This window comes from Roseburia lenta, from assembly GCF_014287435.1.
Taxonomy (GTDB): domain Bacteria; phylum Bacillota; class Clostridia; order Lachnospirales; family Lachnospiraceae; genus Pararoseburia; species Pararoseburia lenta.
Map to the genome: position 1 here is coordinate 516,196 of NZ_JACOPG010000001.1, position 20,221 is coordinate 536,416.

17 protein-coding genes are annotated in these 20,221 nt (G+C 45.4%); 6 read left to right on the top strand and 11 right to left on the bottom strand.

Features of this window, described 5'->3' with window-relative positions:
* Position 1 precedes the first annotated feature (1 nt).
* Complete coding sequence (locus H8R94_RS02565; protein WP_186853780.1) at positions 2-2,446, bottom strand: glycoside hydrolase family 2 protein; 2,445 nt, start codon at positions 2,444-2,446, stop codon at positions 2-4.
* 16 nt (positions 2,447-2,462) lie between these two features.
* Complete coding sequence (locus tag H8R94_RS02570; RefSeq protein ID WP_118280896.1) at positions 2,463-3,020, bottom strand: TetR/AcrR family transcriptional regulator; 558 nt, start codon at positions 3,018-3,020, stop codon at positions 2,463-2,465.
* A 434-nt stretch (positions 3,021-3,454) separates the two neighbouring features.
* On the opposite strand from H8R94_RS02570, the gene H8R94_RS12250 reads away from it, so the two are divergent.
* A complete protein-coding gene (locus H8R94_RS12250; RefSeq protein WP_256386574.1) occupies positions 3,455-3,577 on the top strand; it encodes a hypothetical protein in 123 nt (40 codons plus the stop codon).
* Between the two features lie 340 nt (positions 3,578-3,917).
* Here the strand turns inward: H8R94_RS12250 and galT are convergent, their stop codons facing one another.
* Both galT and H8R94_RS02580 read right to left on the bottom strand, forming a co-directional pair.
* On the bottom strand, positions 3,918-5,420 hold the full coding sequence (gene galT, locus H8R94_RS02575) for a UDP-glucose--hexose-1-phosphate uridylyltransferase (RefSeq protein WP_186853781.1): 1,503 nt from the start codon (positions 5,418-5,420) through the stop codon (positions 3,918-3,920).
* Between the two features lie 137 nt (positions 5,421-5,557).
* Complete coding sequence (locus H8R94_RS02580) at positions 5,558-6,214, bottom strand: HAD family hydrolase (protein WP_118281354.1); 657 nt, start codon at positions 6,212-6,214, stop codon at positions 5,558-5,560.
* A 145-nt stretch (positions 6,215-6,359) separates the two neighbouring features.
* Here H8R94_RS02580 and H8R94_RS02585 point away from each other — a divergent pair, with 145 nt between their 5' ends.
* From H8R94_RS02585 to H8R94_RS02595, 3 genes are all read left to right on the top strand, one after another.
* Positions 6,360-6,806: a DUF2383 domain-containing protein gene (locus H8R94_RS02585; protein WP_118534629.1), complete on the top strand. Its 447-nt coding sequence runs from the start codon at positions 6,360-6,362 to the stop codon at positions 6,804-6,806.
* An 87-nt stretch (positions 6,807-6,893) separates the two neighbouring features.
* The gene (locus tag H8R94_RS02590; protein WP_118534628.1) at positions 6,894-7,475 is read left to right on the top strand and encodes a xanthine phosphoribosyltransferase; all 582 of its coding nucleotides are present in this window, start codon (positions 6,894-6,896) and stop codon (positions 7,473-7,475) included.
* 63 nt (positions 7,476-7,538) lie between these two features.
* Positions 7,539-8,873 carry a uracil-xanthine permease family protein gene (locus H8R94_RS02595; RefSeq protein ID WP_178009969.1) on the top strand — a complete coding sequence of 445 codons (1,335 nt, stop codon included), beginning with the start codon at positions 7,539-7,541 and terminating at the stop codon, positions 8,871-8,873.
* Positions 8,874-8,913: 40 nt separating this feature from the next.
* Here the strand turns inward: H8R94_RS02595 and H8R94_RS02600 are convergent, their stop codons facing one another.
* Together H8R94_RS02600 and H8R94_RS02605 are read right to left on the bottom strand one after the other, a co-directional pair.
* Positions 8,914-9,792, bottom strand: coding sequence for a DegV family protein (locus H8R94_RS02600; RefSeq protein WP_186853782.1), 879 nt, complete (start codon positions 9,790-9,792; stop codon positions 8,914-8,916).
* 230 nt (positions 9,793-10,022) lie between these two features.
* Positions 10,023-11,438: an MFS transporter gene (locus H8R94_RS02605; protein WP_158573022.1), complete on the bottom strand. Its 1,416-nt coding sequence runs from the start codon at positions 11,436-11,438 to the stop codon at positions 10,023-10,025.
* A 216-nt stretch (positions 11,439-11,654) separates the two neighbouring features.
* Here H8R94_RS02605 and H8R94_RS02610 point away from each other — a divergent pair, with 216 nt between their 5' ends.
* Entirely contained in the window at positions 11,655-12,995 is a 1,341-nt protein-coding gene (locus H8R94_RS02610; protein ID WP_186853783.1) for a carboxylesterase family protein, read from the top strand.
* 25 nt (positions 12,996-13,020) lie between these two features.
* On the opposite strand, the gene H8R94_RS02615 is transcribed toward H8R94_RS02610, so the two are convergent.
* The 4 genes from H8R94_RS02615 to H8R94_RS02630 all read right to left on the bottom strand — a co-directional run bounded on the left by H8R94_RS02615 (position 13,021) and on the right by H8R94_RS02630 (position 18,782).
* Entirely contained in the window at positions 13,021-14,652 is a 1,632-nt protein-coding gene (locus H8R94_RS02615; protein WP_158575144.1) for a tetratricopeptide repeat-containing diguanylate cyclase, read from the bottom strand.
* A 293-nt stretch (positions 14,653-14,945) separates the two neighbouring features.
* Positions 14,946-17,096, bottom strand: a complete 2,151-nt coding sequence (locus H8R94_RS02620) for an ATP-dependent helicase (RefSeq protein WP_243238437.1) — start codon at positions 17,094-17,096, stop codon at positions 14,946-14,948.
* A 153-nt stretch (positions 17,097-17,249) separates the two neighbouring features.
* Entirely contained in the window at positions 17,250-17,480 is a 231-nt protein-coding gene (locus tag H8R94_RS02625) for a polya polymerase (protein ID WP_118280886.1), read from the bottom strand.
* A gap of 144 nt (positions 17,481-17,624) precedes the next feature.
* Positions 17,625-18,782, bottom strand: coding sequence for a PucR family transcriptional regulator (locus H8R94_RS02630; protein ID WP_118280885.1), 1,158 nt, complete (start codon positions 18,780-18,782; stop codon positions 17,625-17,627).
* Positions 18,783-18,989: 207 nt separating this feature from the next.
* Here H8R94_RS02630 and H8R94_RS02635 point away from each other — a divergent pair, with 207 nt between their 5' ends.
* Entirely contained in the window at positions 18,990-19,154 is a 165-nt protein-coding gene (locus tag H8R94_RS02635) for a hypothetical protein (RefSeq protein WP_186853785.1), read from the top strand.
* Between the two features lie 77 nt (positions 19,155-19,231).
* Here H8R94_RS02635 and H8R94_RS02640 read toward each other — a convergent pair whose 3' ends face one another.
* A complete protein-coding gene (locus H8R94_RS02640) occupies positions 19,232-20,212 on the bottom strand; it encodes a diaminopimelate dehydrogenase (RefSeq protein WP_186853786.1) in 981 nt (326 codons plus the stop codon).
* Positions 20,213-20,221 lie beyond the last annotated feature (9 nt).

Genomic DNA, 20,221 nt, shown 5'->3' on the forward strand with positions numbered 1-20,221 from the left:
ATTAATTATCCTCCCTTGTGCTTTGCACTTCTAATTTGATCGTGACCGGATCCAAGCCTGCACACGCTATCGTGACAGATGCTTCTCCCGGCTCCCCCATGGATTTTATATAAAGCCCTGTGGCTCCTCCGCGAAGTGGCACTGCATTTGGACCGATCAGTTCGACCGGACCGCTTATTGTGACAGAAAGTGATTCCTGCATATAATAAAGTTGATTGCCATATTCATCGACGGCTCGCACGCGCGCCTCTATGACATCATAGGTAATATCTTCCACCAGTGTCGTTGCCGACAGGCTAACCGCCAAAGATGCTTTTTTCATCGGTGTCTTGATCAGAGAACGGACAACCTTGCCATCCTTGATCGCGTCAAAGCGATACTGCTTGGACTCGCCTCCCCAATCGCCTACATATTTATTGTAAAGACCTACCGCATCGTTTGGGTTCATATGGTAGATACAAATCAACTGAAAAGCATTCCAGACAAGTTTTGGTGTGATCTGCATACCATGCATTGCCACATGGTTCATACAATCCTTGACGATCTTTGCCTGTCTCTTGGAATAGCCTTCTTCTTTTGCAATGGCATCCCCCACATAATCATTGATCAGGATCGGTCCATGTTTTAAATTCTGATACTTAGAATCACTCTGTTTGTATTCCTTGATCAGGATGTTGTTCTTATACATCCGTACACTGTCTGCATTGGAGATCAGATAGGTATCGCCCCGGTTACAAGCCGGATGCTCGCCGATATCCATAGTCGATGACAGTTCCAAGACCGGATTCCTGTCTTCTTGGCTTGCATAAACAGCAGCTGCCGGTTTTGGATTTCGGAACATATCCAAAACGCCGTGATAACAAATGCGGTCTCCGCTGCCAAAGTCCTTGTGGGTGTTGTAGTCAAACATGCACCAGCCAAAGGAACCTGCGATATCTTCCTGTCCTGCAACAGCATCGAGGACATTTGCATGGCGGATCATATGCTCGCGTCTGTGTTCTTCCCAATCAAACATCTTGGTCGGATACATGTGTCCGTTGTACTCTGTGATCAGATAAGGCTTTTCTACATCGGAAGTGACCTTTTCCTTTGGTTCACAACCGGCATTGGCACCACTGTGGACAAAATCGTTGTAGGTGTAAACGTCTTCCAGAAGATGACTCTTTTTCATAGCACGGACACCGCCGGTCTGTCTCGTATCATCCAAGGCATGTGCCGTGGCATTGGTTCTCTCGTAAAAAGCATCATTGTCCTGCGACTCGTTGATGCGCACGCCCCAAAGGATAATGGACGGATGATTGCGATACTGCACGATCATGTCTTTGATATTTTCCACTGCCTGATCCTGCCAAGCCTGACCACCGATATGCTGCCAGCCCGGCATTTCCGTAAAGACTAAAAGTCCCAGTCTGTCGCAGGCATCCATAAAGTAGTGCGACTGCGGATAGTGTGATGTACGCACGGCATTGACGGCAAGTTCTTCCTTTAAAATCTTGGCATCCAGCCGCTGCATGGATTCCGGCATAGCATATCCGACATAGGCATAAGACTGGTGGCGGTTGAGACCACGGATCCTGACCTTTCTGCCATTTAGGTAAAAGCCGTCTTTTCGAAACAGGGCTTCCCGAAATCCGACCGTCACCCTCTTTTCATCCACGACCTGTCCCTGGTAGAGCAACTGGGTGGTCACCTCATAGACCTTTGGGCTTTCAATATCCCAGAGCATGACATCCGCAACTGGTGTGCTAAAGGATGTCGTTGCGATCGGGGCTTCCAAAACGACCTGATCATCCACGATCTGACGGATACCGACCTGACCGGCACTGATCGCTTCCTGTGCTTTGACCGAGTAAGTAACTTCCGATGCCAAGATACCGGATACCTGCATCTGTGCGATTGCCTTGGCATCCATACCCTTGGTCGTTACAGTCTCTGCAAACTTTGGTTTTAAGAAAATATCTTCTATATAAATAGAATTCTTTACTTCCAGATAAACGTCACGATAAATACCGCCATAGGTCATATAGTCGATCACAAATCCAAACGGCGGCTGATCCAATGTCTCATTGGAGTCTACCCGCACCGTCAAAAGATTGTCGGCACCATAATTCAAGGCTTCTGATATATCGATCGTAAAGGCGGTGTAGCCACAATGGTGTTCTGCCATCTTTTTGCCATTGACATAAACCTCTGCCTCATGTCCTACCGCCTCAAAAGTCAAAAGCAGGCGTTTGCCCTGCCAGCCTTCCGGTGCGTATAAGATCTTTTGATAGCAGGATACCATCTGATAGGTATGCTCATCAAAATAATGATAAGGTGTTTCCTTACAGGTGTGTGGCAGAGAAACGGTCTGTGCCAGGGAAACATCCATGGTATCGACGATCATGTCTTCTGTAAATTCTTCGGTAAAAAACCAATCCCTCATCAAATAGATGCGATCTTTCATATTTGCCATCCTCTTTCTATCTGTGTACCACAATTCCATCAACCATAATGGTCACAAGTTCTTCTAATGCCTGCATGTAGTCGATTTCCTCGCGTTCAAGTTCGTCTCCCATAATGAAGCGCTCTACCGCAGACTCAAATACCAACTGGAAAACCCGGAAATCGACCGAACGGATCAAGCCTTCCTCTACGCCTTGTTCCAATAGGCGGTTGGTCATCTCCCATCCGCTCTCCAAACGCTGTCTGACGCGTTCATAGACTTCCGGGTGCTTATCCCGCAAAACATAAAACTGGGTGAAATCAAAATCCGTATAATTCTCCGGCATCACACCTAAGATCTTGCGAATCTTCTGTAAGAGGGATAAGTGCTTATCCTCCATGACCAAAGCTTCGCTTTCCTTAATATAATCAAAGACGTAATCGACCATTGCTATCAAAAGTTCGTTCTTGTCTCGAAAAACGGTATAGATCGTTTTCTTGCTCATGCCGAGTTCCGATGCCAACTCGTCCATGGTAAATTTGACCCCCTGCTTTTCTACAATATGTAAAGCGCCTTCTATAATACGTTTCTCCATCCCGCGTCCTCCCTTTTCCTCTTTAGGAAACCAGAAAACTAAAATCAGTTTCTTCGTTTCCTATATTGTAACACCGGTCTGCTCCTGCCGCAACATAGCATATATTACAAATTTAACGCCCCTTTTTTGGCAATTATTTCAAAGAATAAATTTTTATGCAAAATGTACGAATTCCTCGTTTTCTTTTTCACAGCCTTTCCGGTTTTCGTATCTATTATTGTGTTTATGCACAATTTATGCACTACTATATTGTGCATTTTTACCACAGTGATTTTTCCCCCACTTGTTATCTTGCTTGTAAACGCTCCTATTTTTATGCACATTACACAATTTTAACATAAAGTTTTTGTTGACATTACCTATAGACGGTGCTATAGTAAGGTCATCAAAGGAAAGCACCTTTGAAAAAGAAAAAACGAAAGGAGAGAAAAGATATGTATAACGAATTTGATGCATTCGGTGAATTGTTCAGCCAGTACAACACATACGCTAACAAAACAAGCGCAAATGGTCAGAAGCCAGTTTCACTCTTAAAATTTGCTTTAGGACAGTTCTAAGAGATACGAAAAGTTACAGTATGATTTGATTCAATTTTAAAAGCATGATTTGAAAGGAGATATGAATTATGGAATTCTCAAATAGTCTTGGATATGTAGTTTACAATTACAATAAGTATGTAGAGGCACAGGAAAAGAACGGCGAAGATGCAGTATCATTCTTCAAGTATGCTTTTGGTAATATGTAATTTACCAAAAGCACCTACTTTAGAAAACAATCGGCGCAAGCCGTTCATCTGATAAACCTAAGAAGACCCGGCAGATCGCCAGGTCTATTTTTGTGCGTAAAAAGTGCGTGAGGGACGTTCCTTTTGCCACAAGGAGTGTCCCTCACTCTATCCTAAAGAACAGCAATAAATCTACGGAATTCTTCCAGTCCTTTTTCATCACATTTGAAGACACCGGCATCTTCCAGAACCTGACAGAAGACCTTGCCAACTTCCTGTTCCAAAATGCCATCAACATTGGTCGCATCAATATTAATGCCCTGCTTCTCATATGCGGCAGTAAATTCATCTACCCAGTCTGCATGCTTTTTCAAGGTCTCATCTGCACGGATATCCTTACCATTTACGATCGCATCCGCAAGGGCTTCCATCTCCCCTTTCAGACGGGAAGGAAGTACAGCAAGACCCATGACTTCGATCAGACCGATATTTTCCTTTTTGATATGGTGCAACTTGGCATGAGGATGATAAACCCCAAGCGGATGTTCCTCTGTCGTAATGTTATTGCGCAGAGCCAGATCCAGTTCAAACATATCACCGCGTTTTCTGGCGATCGGTGTGATCGTATTATGTAACTCTCCGTCAGTCTCGGCAAAAATGAAAGCATCTTCGTCAGTATAAGTTCTCCAGCATCCCAAGATATGATCTGCCAGATCAATGATACGCTTTTCATCCTTGCAGGAAAGCCGGATCACGGAAAGCGGCCATTTCACAATGCCTGCCTTGACATCTTCAAAACCTTTTACCATAAATTCTTCAATGATCGGTGCCTTTTCCATAGCAAAGGTATAGTGACCGCCCTGGAAATGGTCATGGCTGAGAATGGATCCGCCTACGATCGGCAGGTCTGCATTGGAGCCCAAGAAGTAATGTGGAAATGTCTTTACAAAATCAAACAATTTCACAAAAGTCGCACGCTCAATCTTCATCGGTGTATGCTGACCGTTGAAAACGATGCAGTGCTCATTGTAATACACGTATGGAGAATACTGGAATCCCCATCTGCTGCCGTTCATAGTCAGCGGGATGATACGGTGGTTCTCTCTGGCAGGATGATTGGCGCGTCCTGCATATCCCTCATTTTCTATGCAAAGCAGGCACTTGGGATAAGCAGACTGCTTGGCATTCTTAGCTGCCGCGATCGCCTTTGGATCCTTTTCCGGCTTGGAAAGATTGATGGTGATATCCAGAGTGCCGTACTTGGTATCCACGGTCCACTTCTTATCTTTCTTTACACGGTAACGACGGATATAATCACTGTCCTGGCTGAGTTTAAAGAAATAGTCGGTGGCTGCCTGTGGTGACTTTTTGTATTCTTCGGCAAATTTTGCCTGCACAGTCGCCGGACGTGGCATCAGACAATTCATCAGACGTGTATCAAAAAGGTCGCGGTAAACAACGCTATCCTCGATCAGTCCCTTTTCTACTGCCGCATCCAGAAGATCTTTTAAGACATCCTCCAATACAATGTCAGACAGATCACAATCCGGATCCGTGTACTCATCCTCCTTCATGACATCCAAAAGCAGGTTGGTCGTGTAAATGCGCTCGCACTCCGGGGTCAATCCTGTGTTGATGCCGTATTGTACCAACTTTTTAATACTTTCTTGTAACATATTTATTCCTCCTCCTTTTTATTGCTTAGATAACAATGTATTTTGACGTGTATTGGGTAAATTAGATTACTTTATGATTGCCAACAAGAAACTAAATCCTAAAATTTCGTTTCCATATGCTTAACTATACTTAAATCCTACGAATTTTGCAAGAGCAGATTCTGAAGTTCTGCGACGGAATCCACGATATAGGTGGCACCTGCATCTGCAAGTTCTGCCCGGTCTCCATAGCCAAAGGTCACCCCAATGCTGTCCAGTCCATTGGCGATCGCTCCGTCAACATCATGATGTCTGTCTCCGACCATGACGATATTTTCCTTTGCCACACCCGGGATCTGCTCCATCGCATAGGCGATCACTTCGCTCTTTGCCGTCCTGGTCTCATCCATCGTTGCCCCCGCAACATAGGTAAAATACGGACGTATCCCATAATGGGATATGATCTGCTCACTAAAGAACTCCGGCTTGCTTGTCGCAACCAGTAACTGCTTTCCTGCACTTTTTAAGGTAAGCAGAAGTTCCGGTATGCCGTCGATCAGTTTGTTTTCAAACAAGCCCTTGGTGCTGTAATACTCTCTATAATAGGAAACAGCCTGAACTGCCTGCACCTCATCTAATCCATAATATTTCTGAAAAGACTCGATCAATGGTGGTCCCACGAAGCACAAAAGGTCATTTTTGTCTTCTACATGTATTCCAAATTTTTCCAAGGCATGCGCCGCCGAATTGACAATCCCCGGTGCCGACTCTGTCAGCGTGCCGTCCAGATCAAAAAGCACTGTTGTATATTGCATCTTATTCCCTTTCATTTCTATATTTGCGCGCATCCTGTCCCAACTTGCGCGAGCTATCATGTATAATTTTCCATCATTGGTAACAAATTAACCATATGTAGTCTTAGTATAACACAAATCACAGATTTTTTTGGAGGATAATCAAATGGATCAAGAAAATATTTCACAGGATAGCATCGAACTCTTACATGAATGTGACAAAGGCATACAGATGGGGCTTTCTGCCATGCATCAGGTGGCAGATAAGATCAGTGACGACCAGTTTCGCTCCGTCTTAGAAAAAAGCAGAAATACGCATGAGAACCTGAAGGATAAAATACAGTCCCTCTTGCAAAAATACGGGCAGGAAAGCGACGCGCCGAATCCCCTCCTCTCCGGCATGTCCTACCTTTCCACCAATCTCAAGATTGCACTGGATGCCGAGGACACCACCATCGCCGACCTGCTCACAGACGGTTGTGACATGGGCATCAAGTCCCTGCGCAAATATTTGAACGAATATGAACGCGCCGGGGACGAGATCAAAGATCTTTGCCGCAAGATCATTTCTGCCGAGGAAGAACTGCGCAATCAGTTGAAGGCATTTTTGTAAAATGATTGTTTTTTCCTCTTTTTTTTGATAGTCTGTTTTTAGCAAAGAAATTGTAAAATGTTCATAACAGGAGGAACAAAAGATATCATGAACTTTTTAGAAGAACGAATCGTGAAAGACGGAATTGTAAAAGAAGGCAATGTCCTAAAGGTTGACAGTTTTTTGAATCACCAGATGGACATTGCCCTCTTTGATGAAATGGGTGCTGAATTCAAGAAACGCTTTGCCGACGCAAATATCAATAAGATCGTGACCATCGAGGCATCCGGTATCGGTATCGCCTGTATTGTTGCAAGACATTTTAACGTACCGGTCGTATTTGCGAAAAAATCCAAGAGCATCAACATCGACGGCGACGTCTATAAGGCAGAGGTCGAATCTTTCACACATAAATGTAAGAACAACGTCATTGTTTCCCGCAAGTTTTTGGGGCCGGATGACCATGTGCTGATCATCGACGACTTTTTGGCAAATGGCTGTGCCCTGCAGGGACTCATCTCCATTGTCAACGAAGCCGGCGGAACCGTAGAAGGCATCGGTATCGCTGTTGAAAAGGGCTTCCAGAACGGCGGACGCATCATTCGCAATCTCGGTTTCCATCTGGAATCCCTCGCCATCGTGGAGAGCATGGACGCTACAAGCGGAGAGATCGTCTTTCGTCAGCAGTAGGATAAGCAAACAAATACACTAAGAGAAAGGACTTGTATGGAATTGTTCCATATATAATAAGAAATGACATCTACAAAAGAAACCCCGTCTATTGAAAATTTATACCATCTTGATGGCAAGATTTCCGTAAAGCAGGCAGTACCATTTGGTCTGCAACACATTCTTGCCATGTTTGTATCCAATATCGCACCGATCTTTATCGTTGCCGGAGCCAGCGGACTTTCTTCCCAGGATACCGCCATGCTCATCCAGTCAGCCATGCTGATCGCCGGTATTGGTACACTGATCCAGTTGTTCCCGATCTTCCACAAGGTTGGATCCGGTCTTCCGATCGTCATGGGGATCAGTTTTACCTTTGTTTCTGTCTTTACCTATCTGGGCGTCGCCTATGGCTATAATGCCATTGTCGGAGCCGTCATTGTCGGCGGTATCATCGAAGGAATTCTCGGACTGCTGGCAAAATACTGGATCAAACTGATCACACCGATCGTATCTTCGACCGTCGTGACCGCTATCGGCTTTTCCCTGCTTTCTGTCGGAGCATCTTCTTTCGGCGGTGGCAGTGGCAGCGAAACATTCGGTTCCGCTACAAACTGGATCTTAGGAAGCATCACACTTTTATGTTGTATCCTATTTAATATTTTTGCAAAATCTTATTTCAAACAGTTATCTGTTTTGTTCGGACTTGTGGTTGGTTATCTGATTGCCATTGCTATGGGCGCAGTTGATTTTTCTTCTCTGCAGAACACAGCGATCATTGCTTTCCCGTCACTCATGCCATTCAAACCGGAGTTTAATATCAACGCCATTATTTCAACGACCCTGATCTTTTTGGTGTCCGCTACCGAGACGATCGGCGATACCTCCGCACTTGCCGCTTCCGGTCTGAACCGCGAAGCCACTTTAAAAGAGACCTCCGGCTCCATCGCCTGCGACGGGTTCATCAGCGCACTCTCCGGTCTTTTCGGCTGTATGCCAATCACATCTTTCAGCCAGAACGTTGGTCTGGTCGCTATGACAAAAGTTGTCAACCGCTTTGCCATTGCTACCGGTGCTGTGATCATGATCCTTGCCGGTATCTTCCCGATCTTTGGTTCTGTGCTTGCCACACTGCCAGATGCCGTACTTGGCGGTTGTACCCTGATGATGTTTGGTAACATTGTCATCAGCGGTCTGCAAATGATGGGCAAAGCCGGTTTTACACAGCGAAATATCACGATCGCCGCACTCTCACTCAGTGTCGGCATCGGCTTTACACAGGTACCGGAAATCTTTGCTATTTTCCCGCAGATCATCCAGACCGTGTTTGCAGAAAACTGCGTTGCCGTCGTATTTATCGTTTCCATCATTTTAAATCTTGTTTTGCCAAAGAATATGGAAGCCCATACCGAGGCGTAAAAATTATGTATAAAAAGAATGTGCTTTGGCACATTCTTTTTTATTGCGGTGCGAAAAATGCCAGCGCGATCGCTCCCGGTCCTACATGGGTACCGATCGCCGCCCCGACGGAAACGATCGGCAATTCCTCTTTTGTGTGTGCCTTTTCCCAAAGCATACGACTATCCTCGATATACTTGCAGATCAACTTATCCGAAAGCCCGGTATATCCTAAATAAAAAGGACGTGAAAAATCAATTCCTCCCGCCTGCTTGGTCCGCTGCATCAGCAGGTTCTTTCCATTCTTTGATCCGTGCGCTTTTCCAAGTACAAGGATTTCTCCTGCACCTACTCCCACAACCGGCTTGATCGATAATGCATTACCAAGTGCAGCAGATGCTGCCGAGATCCGTCCACCCTTTTTCAGGTATTCCAGTGTATCCAATAATGCGATCAGTTGGATCTGTTTCTTTTCCTCCTCCAAAATCCCTACGATCTCATCTATCCCATAATCAGCCTCGACCAGTTCTACCGCACGCATGACAAGGCATTTTTGTCCCACCGTGACGTTTTCACTGTCTACGACATAGACCTGACCTTCAAATTCCTCTGCCGCGATACAGGCGCTCTGGTAAGTACCGGATAACCTGGAGGAAAGCGTGATAACAAGGATCTGCTTGTCGCTCATCTGTCCCCCTCCTGCCGATGCATCAGCATCCAGTTCCTGCCGATAAGCCTCCATAAATTCATAAGGACTGATCTGGCTGGTCTTTGGCAAAACATCAGTCTCGATCAGTTTTTCATAAAAGGTCTCGTGTAAAAGATCAACGCCATCACGGTAATGTTCATCTCCGAAAGAAACATGTAATGGAAGGACCCGCACCTTGTCACATTCTTCCTGTAAAATATCCGATCCGGAATCTGTAATTATCTTAATCATGGTATTTATACCTCACTTTTGATATTTTGTGTATCACTCGTGCTAGTATAACCAAAGGAGATGAGGCTGTCAAGTCGATGACATAAATATGGCGGTAAGGAAAGCGAGGAAGGGGGGGAGGTGATAGGGGGCAGACCGGCTAATGCCTCCCCCTTCCTCGCTTTCCCTTCTACACTCAAAAAGTCCCGAGTGAGATACCTCACTCGGGACTGCCCCTCAAAAAAGATTTATTAATTTTCCTGCTCTCTGCGCTTTGCAAGTTCTGCGTAGACATCAACCAGTTTTTCTTTTGAAAGTTTATAGCCAAATGTCAGTAATAAGAACATAACCAAAAGCACGATCGCCGGAACCAGTGTTGCCATATCATATAATTTTGCAACAACTTCTGCTGACTGCTTGCTTGCATCTACATTGTAGCCGATCACTGCAAGTAAGATCGGTACACCAACACCTGCTAAGGTCTGACCTAACTTTCTGGTGAAAGAATACAATGCATAAGATGTACCTTCTTCACGTCTGCCGGAAAGAAGTTCATGGTAATCGATAACATCCATAACCAATGCCCATACTTCCAGTGTCAGGAATGTCTGTCCTGCACCTGAGAAGAATAGGAGGATCATAAAGACATATGGGTTGTTTACCATCGGTGTAAACTTGAGGAAATACATGATAAAGTTTACAACAGCGGCAAAAGCAAGACCAAATGCACAGATCTCCTTTTTACCAAACTTGCGGACTAACTTACCAATGATCGGTAAGAACAATGCCATCGGTACATAAGTACAAACGGTCACAAAACTGTAAAGTCCCGGCTTCTCATAGAAGTTCAGGAAGAGGTAGTTGTAAGTCGTCTGTGTGTACATCTGGAATGCGATCAAAAGCATGGATACCAGACATAGAAAAATGAACGGCGGGTTCTTAAAAAGATCCCCAACGGTACGGAATACATGCATACCTTCCTGCTTCTGCTTTGGCGGAACTGTGATACGTTCCTTTACATTTCTAAAATGTAGGCTGTAAATACCAATAGATACCACTGCGATACAAAGTACGGCAAATCCTAACTTGGTCGGATCTAAGACCTTTGTTTCGGTACCATCTGCACCGATCACAGTAGAATATACCAAAAGCGGCAGTAAGATCATGGATGGGATATTACCAAATCCTGCACCTACGGAACGCCATACAGAAAGAGACGAACGCTCCATCGGATCATCGGTCATAACGGATGCCAAAGATCCGTAAGGGATGTTGACACCTGTATACATCATACCATATAAGATGTAAGTCACATATGCGTAGATCAGATACTGGTTGGTCGTCAGTCCGGGAATCTTGACAAACATCAGTACCGCTGCTACTGCCAGTGGGATGGATGCCCACATAACATAAGGACGGAAGCGCCCCCACTTTGTCGGCTTTCTGGAATCGATAAAGCCCCCCCAGAGTGGATCATTGATTGCATCCCAAATTCTTGCCACAAACATCAGAATGGTAATCTGTGCCAACGGAATATGTAGGCAATCCGTATAAAACATTGTTAAAAAAGATGAAATCAGAGAAAAAGTCAAAACCCCGCCAAAGTCACCGCAGGCATATGCCATTTTCTCCTTGGTCGTCAGACCATGTGTTTTTTGTTCCCCCATTATAACTCTCCTTTTTTGTAATAATATAATGTCGCGAGTTGTATTATTTAACTCATTTAATTTATTACATTTTACTACGTTTCTTTCCATATGGCAAGTTACTTTGTGCAATTTTTTAACATTTTTTAATTCTTTTAAAAAATCCTGTCCGCACTGGGCTTTTCGTGCTAGAATACAGACAGATCCAAATTTAGGAGTATAAATAAGGAGACGATTATGGAGAACTTTATCACAACCCAGACCAAATGCGGTCAGATCCGTGGCATCCACTGCGACGGCTACGATAAATACCTTGGTATCCGCTACGCAAGCGCCGAGCGTTTTGCCTATGCCGAGCCGGTAGAACACTGGGACGACGTTTACGATGCCACCCATTACGGCAATGTATGTCCGCAGAACCGCACTTTTTACGAACATTTAGAAATCCCGGAACGGCTTTTCTATCACAATGAATTCCGTCAGGGGCAGACCTTCCACTATGACGAGGATTGCCTGAACCTCAACATCTTTTCCCCTGCCGGCGACGGACCTTTCCCGGTACTGGTCTTTATCCACGGAGGCGGCTTTGATTCCGGTGCCAATTATGACAGTGCGATCGACGGTGCTGCCTATGCCAGACGCGGCATTGTTTTTGTATCGATCCACTACCGTGTCAGCATCTTCGGTTATCTGACGCATCCGGACATCCGGGAAAAATACGGACGTGACGGCAACTTTGGACTCGACGATCAGTTCACCGCCCTGCAATGGATCAAGGCAAACATCGCTGATTACAAGGGCAATGCCAACAACATCACTGTCATGGGACAGAGTGCCGGTGCTATTTCCATCCAGTACTTAAGCCTCAGTCCAAAATGCCAGGGACTTTACCAGCGTGCCATCATGTTATCCGGTGGCGGCATGTTCCCGAAATTTGCCCTGCCACGCCCATCGGAAAACACCCATGAATACTGGGAAGATCTGATGGCGACCGCCGGTGTTTCAACCTTAGATGAACTAAAGGTCTTAGATACCAAGACCATCTTTACCGCGATCGAGGAACTGAAATCCCGTCGCAAGGACAACACCTACAACACCATGCCGGTCGTGGACGGCTATCTGATCAGCGCACCTGTGGATACTCTGATCGATCACCCTCTGCCGATCGACTACATGCTGGGCTACACCAATAATGATATGTATGCCATCATCATGGGACATATCTCCCACAAATATGCCAAGACAAATCACGCCTATCTTTACTACTTTGACATTGATGCTCCCGGCAATGACCATAATGGTGCTTTCCATTCCAGCGACCTTCGTTATGTCTTTGGAACCCTGAACGCATCCCACCGACCTTACGACGCCGAGGATACCAAGGTCTCTGAGGCAATGATCTCCTATATCGTTGCTTTTGCCAAAACAGGCGATCCAAATACAGACCATCTTCCAACCTGGAAGCCTGCCGGTCGTCATGCGCTGCATATCAAAAAACCGGCAGGTGCTATTGCCATGGGTCCGACCAACTGGTTCAAATTATTGCATAATACATTAACAAAAGGCGATCCCAAATAAGGGATCGCCTCCTTTTTGTCAGAAACTACTCTGTTATCCAACGTCCTACTTTATAATTATTCTTGCCGTCTTTTTTGACCTGATACAGGAGTTTGTCCGCCGTTGCCAGATAATCCCACAAACGGTTCTTTGTCTCCGGCACGCAGTGACAACATCCTTGCGATAAGGTGATATAATCTACGCCCACAGGGCTTGTGCCCGGCAGTGCGATACGCTCCATGTTGCTTTTGAGATGTGCCATCATCTGACAGATCTCCTCGTCTGTCTTGCCGGTATAGACAAGGACAAATTCATCCCCGCCGTAACGTGCGGCAAATACATCCTCATTTTCCTGCACCAGACTGCTGAGAGCATCTGCCACATGCACCAGATAATGATCGCCATCGATATGTCCGTAAGTATCATTGACCGATTTGAAGAAATCAATATCCAAGATCTCAACGCCAAAAGTCGTACCATTGCGGATCGCCTTTGCCAACGCATCTTCTGCATAACTGTGCCAATAAGCACGGTTGGGCAGTCCAGTCAGGGCATCATGGTTGGACTTGATCATGAGTTTTTCATTCTGCTCTGTGATCTCCTTTTGCATATGCATGATGCGCTTGTGCTCATTGTGCGCACTCTCCGCCTGCACGACGGCTTCCAGATTGTAGATGCCACGCTCCCAGTAACTTTCCAGAAAACACTTGGTATATTCCAGATAGCCGACCTGGTCCTTTAGGATAGCGGCACAACGAATACGTTTTTCCATAAACATACTATAGATAAAGAAAGACGCATTGTCCTGCTCGCACTTTTTGATGAAATAATTGAGGATCCTTGTCACTTCATCGTACTGTTCCAGATCCATATATACCTGAATATAGGCGCGGATATCATCCAGATAATCCGTGTAATTATCACTCTGGTGGAAATCCTTTTGCGCCATGCCAAGATGAAACTCTGCCTTGCTCCGCTCATCACGCGCCAGATAGAGAGTCGCCAAAAAGGTGTGTACGCCAAACTGGACATAAGGAATATCCGGGTTCTTGTAAATATTGTCTATGATGCGCTCACCGCATTCAGTCGCCTCATCGATCTTGCCGATGTTCAAAAGGCAGTAGCCCTTATTACAAAGCATGCAGTTCATATTATTAAAGGTCGTTTCCTTGGTCTCCGCTTCCCCGCTCTTTATGATGTACTCCTCAGCCTCTGCATAATAGAACATGGCTCTCTCGTAGACATTGTTGTAGCGGAAAAGATCTGCCAGATTGGATGCTGCCATCCCATGGATCTGCGCGAAACGATATTCCTTGCTGTAATCAATGCTGGATAAATAATAATCGACCGCCTTGGTAAAATTTCCCATGACAAAATTGCATACACCAAGTACATTGTATGTCCGTGCCACCAACTCATACTCTTGCGTTGCCAACTGGTATTTGATACCCTCATGCCCACAACTGATCGCGTTGACACAGTCATTGTCCGAGGCATAATACTCCATCATGTAAAAATACGCAAGCGCGAAGAGATAATCAGACTGTTCTCTCGCCGCATACTCAAACAACTTTTCGCAATATCTGCGAAACTGCCGATACAAAGGGGTAAAGATCATTGGAAATCTCTCTTTTACCTCTGCAACGCATGCCTCGATTTCCGGTTCAAACCTTTCCATGATACCGTTTGTTTCCTTCCTCATCTTATGTAAAAATAGTACGAAAACAGCAGGAACACCCAAAGACCGCCCATGATCTCACATATTCCTGCTGCTCCTAATCCATTTCCCCCCGAATTAGTCATCTATAGCTATGATAACACTATTTTCACATTTTTCAAGGATTTCTCTACTCTATTGGATCGTAATCATTTTGCCGATAAATATGCGGTTGCAGAGAAGATCCAGGCAGAACTTTTTGCAAATTTTACCGAATTTATGGAAGAAAAAGTGCCTGCGACCTTCCTGATATACTATAGTTCGTCCTCCTCCACGACCAGATTGCCGTTCAAAAAGCCCCCGGGGTAAGCAAAGGTCTTGTTGATGCCATCAAAAGACACACGGATCTTTCCTGATTTTTCCAAAAGGGCTCCAACCTCGCCCCTGCCGTATTTGCTATGGAGCACGATGTCGCCCGGATGCACGGTAGGGACGATGCCCTGCTTGGAATAGGACTCTCTGCTGGACGCAAAACGCGCCAGTGCCTTTTGTCCATCTGCCTGTAGACTTGTTTTCTTTGGATTGGGTCTTTTGGCTATATGTTCTGCCTCCGCCTCACTTCCACGCAGATCCGGCAGAAACTGCTCTAAAAAAGTCGATTTCGTCTTTGCATGAAAGAGGATCAGATTTTCTTTTGCCCGCGTGACCCCCACATAAAAGAGCCTTCTTTCTTCCTCATACGCCGCAATCTCCTCTTTGTCAGCACTGCGGTAAGATGTCAGGACTGTCTCCGGGAAGATCCCATCCGCCACATCCAGAAGATAGACAGTGTCATATTCCAAGCCCTTGCTGGAGTGTATCGTGGATAAGACCAGTTTTGCCTCTTTATCATCTTCCTTATTGCGCAGGATCTCTGCCAATGCATCCAGCCGTTCTACCAATGCCAAAGGTGATCTTTCTCCCTGTGCTAGCATCTGTAAGATCTCCGTCTTGGTATTTTTTAATCCGGAACGCTCGACATAGTCCAGATATCCCATGGGATTTAGGATACGGAACAGTGCCTTATCTGCGGGCTCCCGCATCATATTTGCCATATGGGTGCGCATAGCTTTGACTTTTCCTGCCGTCCAATCGCCCTCGCCATAATAAGAAAGTGCCGCATCAAAGACACTGATCTCCTCTCTTTTTGCCTGGGCGCAGATGGCTTCCGCATCCGCCTTTTTGATAAAGAACTGTAATTTATAGTAAATCTGCAAAAAGAGTTCCGCATTGGTCGTATCTGCGGCAAAGAGGATGATATTTCTGATATCATTTACAATGCGGTGAGAGAAAAAAGAGATCTCAGCATTCTTGATGCGGTAAGGGATCTCCTGCTTTTCCAAAAGATCGATCAGAGGCAGTGCGCTCTCATTATCGCGATAAAGTACCGCCGTCGTTTTTTGATCCCCCGCATCCTTTTCCATCAGGTTCCGTGCCACTTTGAGCAGATATCCATACTGCCCTTTTCTGCGGGCTATGTCGATCGTACGGATCGTGCCTGCCTCCTGATGCCAAGGACGCATATGTTTTTCGTGACGCAGTGAATTCTGCCGGATAAAGGCATCCGCCGCCGCGACAATACCGGCATCCGACCGGTAATTGGTCTCCATCAAAAGGACACGCGCCCCCGGATAGCGATCTTCAAAGGAAAGCAGTGCCTCCGGATAGGCGGCACGAAATCCATAGATACTCTGATCTTCATCCCCTACCATAAAGAGATGATGCTCCCTGCCTGCCAGAAGTTCTATGATGGCATGCTGGATCTTGGAGGTATCCTGGGCTTCATCCACCATGATATAAGAATAACGATCCCAGAAGGCATCCAAGAGTGCCGGGGCACTGCGAAACATGGTGTAGGCATAGACCAACTGGTCGTCAAAATCCATGAGACTGCGTGCGCGCATTTCCCGCCGGTATGCCTCATAGATCTTGGCAAGATCATAGTCGCACTCTGCATTCAGACGGGCAATTTCTTCCTTAGACAGCATGCGGTTCTTGATATAGGTGATGCGGGTTGCCAGATCTGACAAGTCATTCTCACTTGGAAAATCGTGTTCGATCCGCTGATAGATCCCTGCAAGGATCCGCGCCTTTTCTCCCTCATCACTCAGCAGTTCAAATGCCTGCTTCCCTACCATACGGCTATACATGGCAATCGCCTTTGCACAAATGCCATTGATGGTACGAAATTCCACGCGCATGGATAAATCCTCACCAAACATCTTTTTACAGCGTCTTTGCATGTCGCTCTTGGCGGCAACGTTGTAGGTAACGACCAATATTTCTTCCGGTGCGATCCCCTTGCAGTAGACCATATAACCGATGCGGGTCACAAGGACTGTCGTCTTGCCCGATCCCGGAACCGCCAGGAGCAGGGTCGGTTCTTCTATGGCTTGCACCGCCGCCAGTTGCTGGTCATTTAACATAATATGAAATTCTTTGATAAATTCGTCTAGTGTAAGCATATTTTTGAATTATAGCATACTTCTCACTAAATGAAAAAGCATGCATTTGCACATAAAAATACCGCCCGGGGAGTTTCATTCTGCCCCGGGCGATATCTAATGCACTGTGTCTGATTATGCCTCTACAAAGTCAGCCAAAATCTTTGCGTCCTCCTCAGAGCATTCAATGCTGCTTCTCAAGAGAATCTCAGGCTTTGCAACCATTGCCACACATACATACTGAGATAATGTAGATTTTAAGTTCAACTTATCCCCCTCACCTGTATGAAGAATGACTTCACCGGCACACTCCTTTGTCTTTTTGATCAACTGCACAATATCAGCGCCATCTTTTAAATCATGCATCTTTTTTCCTCCTCTGCACTTCGTTTTCTATATCATAATGCAGGCAAATAAAATACAAGTACACATTTTCTACATTTCGTATAAAAATTCACCTTTTTTCTGATAAATCTTCGTTTTCTGTCTTTGAAATCATGAAAGAAAGTGTCAATGATTTTTTCTCACGATCAGGCATGCCAGATAATAAGCCATGCGCTCCTCACCCAACTCCAGATCAGCCTGCAGCAATTCCTTGATCTTGCTCATACGGTAAACGATGGTATTTTTGTGAATGAACATCTCATCCGCGACCGCTTTCACACTACCATTATTTTTCAGATAACAAAAGAGTGTCTCCACAAGATCTGCATGATGTCCTGCATCATAGTCCAAAAGAGGCTGTAATGTCTGACTCCCCATCTGCTGCATGAGTAGTTCATCCGTTACCGAATACAGGATCCGCTCGACGCCCAGTTTGTCAAATTGTAAAAAGGTCTGTTTTCTTTGCATGGCTGATCTTAGGGCATATTCCGCTCTGTCGAAGGAAATATGCACATTTGCCACATCCAAAACGGCAGATCCTTCCCCACAATAAATCGTTTTATCCGGCATACGGTGTCTCGTCCGCATGAGAAAGCCCTGTATGATGTCTTCTTTCTGCGTTTCGCTAACTTCGTTCATGATGACGGCAAAATAGCCGTTGTAGTAAAAGAAATGCGCATTATGTGATACATTTTCCATATAAATCTGCAAACGGTAGCCAATTCTCTTGCGATCCAGCGTATCCATGCTGTCCAAGCCCTCCGTTGTAATGAGCACGACTTGAAATTTCCCGTCTACATCAAAGGATGCCGATAATCTTTCACGATATTCTTCGATGCGCTGTGGACTCTCGATGGATTTGATAAAGGCAGACGAAATCTGTTCATCTGTCTCCGTCTGCAAAAAGATCCGCACCGTCAGATCCTTGATCATCTCGGACATCTCGATCACCCAGGGAACCTGTAGCAAAGGCAGATCATGGGCATTGCAGTAGGCGCGCACACTTGCCGGTATTTCCTTTACATAATATCCGGTATTTACCACAAGTCCTGCTGCATGATGCCTGTCCAAGATCTCCACGAGGGAAAGCAGATCTTGCTCCGTGCGAAAGCCCGCCCCCATGGTAACCGCCAATTCCTTGCCTTTAAAATTCTCCATAATGGTCGTATCTTCTACCATCAAGAGCCAGGAGATCGAATTTGCCCAGCCATTTTGCCCTGCCACCAATTCCATTTTATACTTGTCTCTGGCAATGATCAGCATATCTTCCACTGTAAATCCCATTTGTGTTCTCCCAAAGATCGTCTCTTTTGTCCTGCGTTTTCCTACTTCTTGCTATAGTATAGCACCTTTTTGTGCCATCGTCACAAAATTCTTGCTTTTTTTCAAGATTTCAACCCATGGTCTTCTCTATTTCTTGTGCTACAATATAGATGTAAACAGAAAAGAGGTTCAACGAAAGTTGAAGGAAGATCGATGGAGGTGTTTGGTATGCTTACTGTAGGTTACATTGATAGTTTGTCAGAACTTGGATTTCGTACTCCTACTCCTGAGTGGGTAAAAACTGAGCGCTATGATTATTGCGATCAGTTGATAGCAAAAAAGGAGAATTTTATGCAGATGCTATCGGCGTTCTTTTCTAAATTATTTCGCTAATTTCACATCTTTTTAATATTTTTTCCTTTAATAAAAACGCCTGACGGATAAACCGTCAGGCGTTTTGCATTGTCTTCTTATAACATATGTGCACGTAATTCTTCTGCAGAAAGTGGGCTCAGATATGCCGGAGCAATATCAAATACGGTCTTACATCCGCTTCCCCCTTCTTCTGACAAACGATAGATGGCTCTGGCAAATGCCAGGATAACAGAAGATGTAAATTCCGGATTGGAATCCAATTTCAAACTATATTCGATTACATGCTTGTGCTCTTTTTCAAGCCCTGTCACACCTGTGCGGAAGACAAATCCACCGTGTGGGATGCCTGCATGATCTCTTGCAAATTCCTCCTCCGTGATAAAATGTACCGTGGTATCATAATCTGCAAAATAGTTTGGCATCGTCTTGATCTCTTCTTCGATTTTTGCAAGATCTGCCCCTTCTTCCGGTACGACAAAACATTCTCTGGTATGTTTTTCGCGTGTGGAGAGTTCCGGATTCTTGCCTGCACGAACCGCCTCTAAAGCACTCTCTACCGGGATCGTGTACTGTTTGCCGTTTTTTACACCTGCAACACGACGGATCGCATCAGAGTGTCCCTGGCTAACGCCCTTGCCCCAGAAAGTATAGTCCTGACCTTCCGGTAAGACGCTGGCACCATATAAGCGCATCAAAGAGAACATGCCTGGATCCCAGCCACAAGAGATCAATGCCACATGTCCATTTTCTTTTGCCACTTTATCAACTGCTGCAAAATGTTCCGGGATTCTTGCATGTGTATCAAAACTGTCGATCACGTTAAAATACTTTGCATATTCCGGTGTCTGTTTTGGCAGGTCTGTTGCGGAACCACCACAGAGCACCAGTACATCGATCTGGTCTTTTAAATCTTCGATCTCGTCTACAGAATATACTTTTACTCCCTCCGTTGCGGGTGTGATGGACTTTGGATCTCGTCTTGTAATGATACAGGTCAACTCCATGTCATCATTCTGACGGATCGCACTTTCTACACCACGTCCCAGATTACCATAACCTAAAATTCCTACTTTCATGTTGTTACC

Bases quoted from the DNA above. Each gene is read 5' to 3' on its own strand.
- H8R94_RS02565 (WP_186853780.1), bottom strand. From the start codon at position 2,446: ATGAAAGATCGCATCTATTTGATGAGGGATTGGTTTTTTACCGAAGAA.
- H8R94_RS02570 (WP_118280896.1), bottom strand. From the start codon at position 3,020: ATGGAGAAACGTATTATAGAAGGCGCTTTACATATTGTAGAAAAGCAG.
- H8R94_RS12250 (WP_256386574.1), top strand. From the start codon at position 3,455: ATGTATAACGAATTTGATGCATTCGGTGAATTGTTCAGCCAGTACAAC.
- galT (WP_186853781.1), bottom strand. From the start codon at position 5,420: ATGTTACAAGAAAGTATTAAAAAGTTGGTACAATACGGCATCAACACA.
- H8R94_RS02580 (WP_118281354.1), bottom strand. From the start codon at position 6,214: ATGCAATATACAACAGTGCTTTTTGATCTGGACGGCACGCTGACAGAG.
- H8R94_RS02585 (WP_118534629.1), top strand. From the start codon at position 6,360: ATGGATCAAGAAAATATTTCACAGGATAGCATCGAACTCTTACATGAA.
- H8R94_RS02590 (WP_118534628.1), top strand. From the start codon at position 6,894: ATGAACTTTTTAGAAGAACGAATCGTGAAAGACGGAATTGTAAAAGAA.
- H8R94_RS02595 (WP_178009969.1), top strand. From the start codon at position 7,539: ATGACATCTACAAAAGAAACCCCGTCTATTGAAAATTTATACCATCTT.
- H8R94_RS02600 (WP_186853782.1), bottom strand. From the start codon at position 9,792: ATGATTAAGATAATTACAGATTCCGGATCGGATATTTTACAGGAAGAA.
- H8R94_RS02605 (WP_158573022.1), bottom strand. From the start codon at position 11,438: ATGGGGGAACAAAAAACACATGGTCTGACGACCAAGGAGAAAATGGCA.
- H8R94_RS02610 (WP_186853783.1), top strand. From the start codon at position 11,655: ATGGAGAACTTTATCACAACCCAGACCAAATGCGGTCAGATCCGTGGC.
- H8R94_RS02615 (WP_158575144.1), bottom strand. From the start codon at position 14,652: ATGGAAAGGTTTGAACCGGAAATCGAGGCATGCGTTGCAGAGGTAAAA.
- H8R94_RS02620 (WP_243238437.1), bottom strand. From the start codon at position 17,096: ATGTTAAATGACCAGCAACTGGCGGCGGTGCAAGCCATAGAAGAACCG.
- H8R94_RS02625 (WP_118280886.1), bottom strand. From the start codon at position 17,480: ATGCATGATTTAAAAGATGGCGCTGATATTGTGCAGTTGATCAAAAAG.
- H8R94_RS02630 (WP_118280885.1), bottom strand. From the start codon at position 18,782: ATGGGATTTACAGTGGAAGATATGCTGATCATTGCCAGAGACAAGTAT.
- H8R94_RS02635 (WP_186853785.1), top strand. From the start codon at position 18,990: ATGCTTACTGTAGGTTACATTGATAGTTTGTCAGAACTTGGATTTCGT.
- H8R94_RS02640 (WP_186853786.1), bottom strand. From the start codon at position 20,212: ATGAAAGTAGGAATTTTAGGTTATGGTAATCTGGGACGTGGTGTAGAA.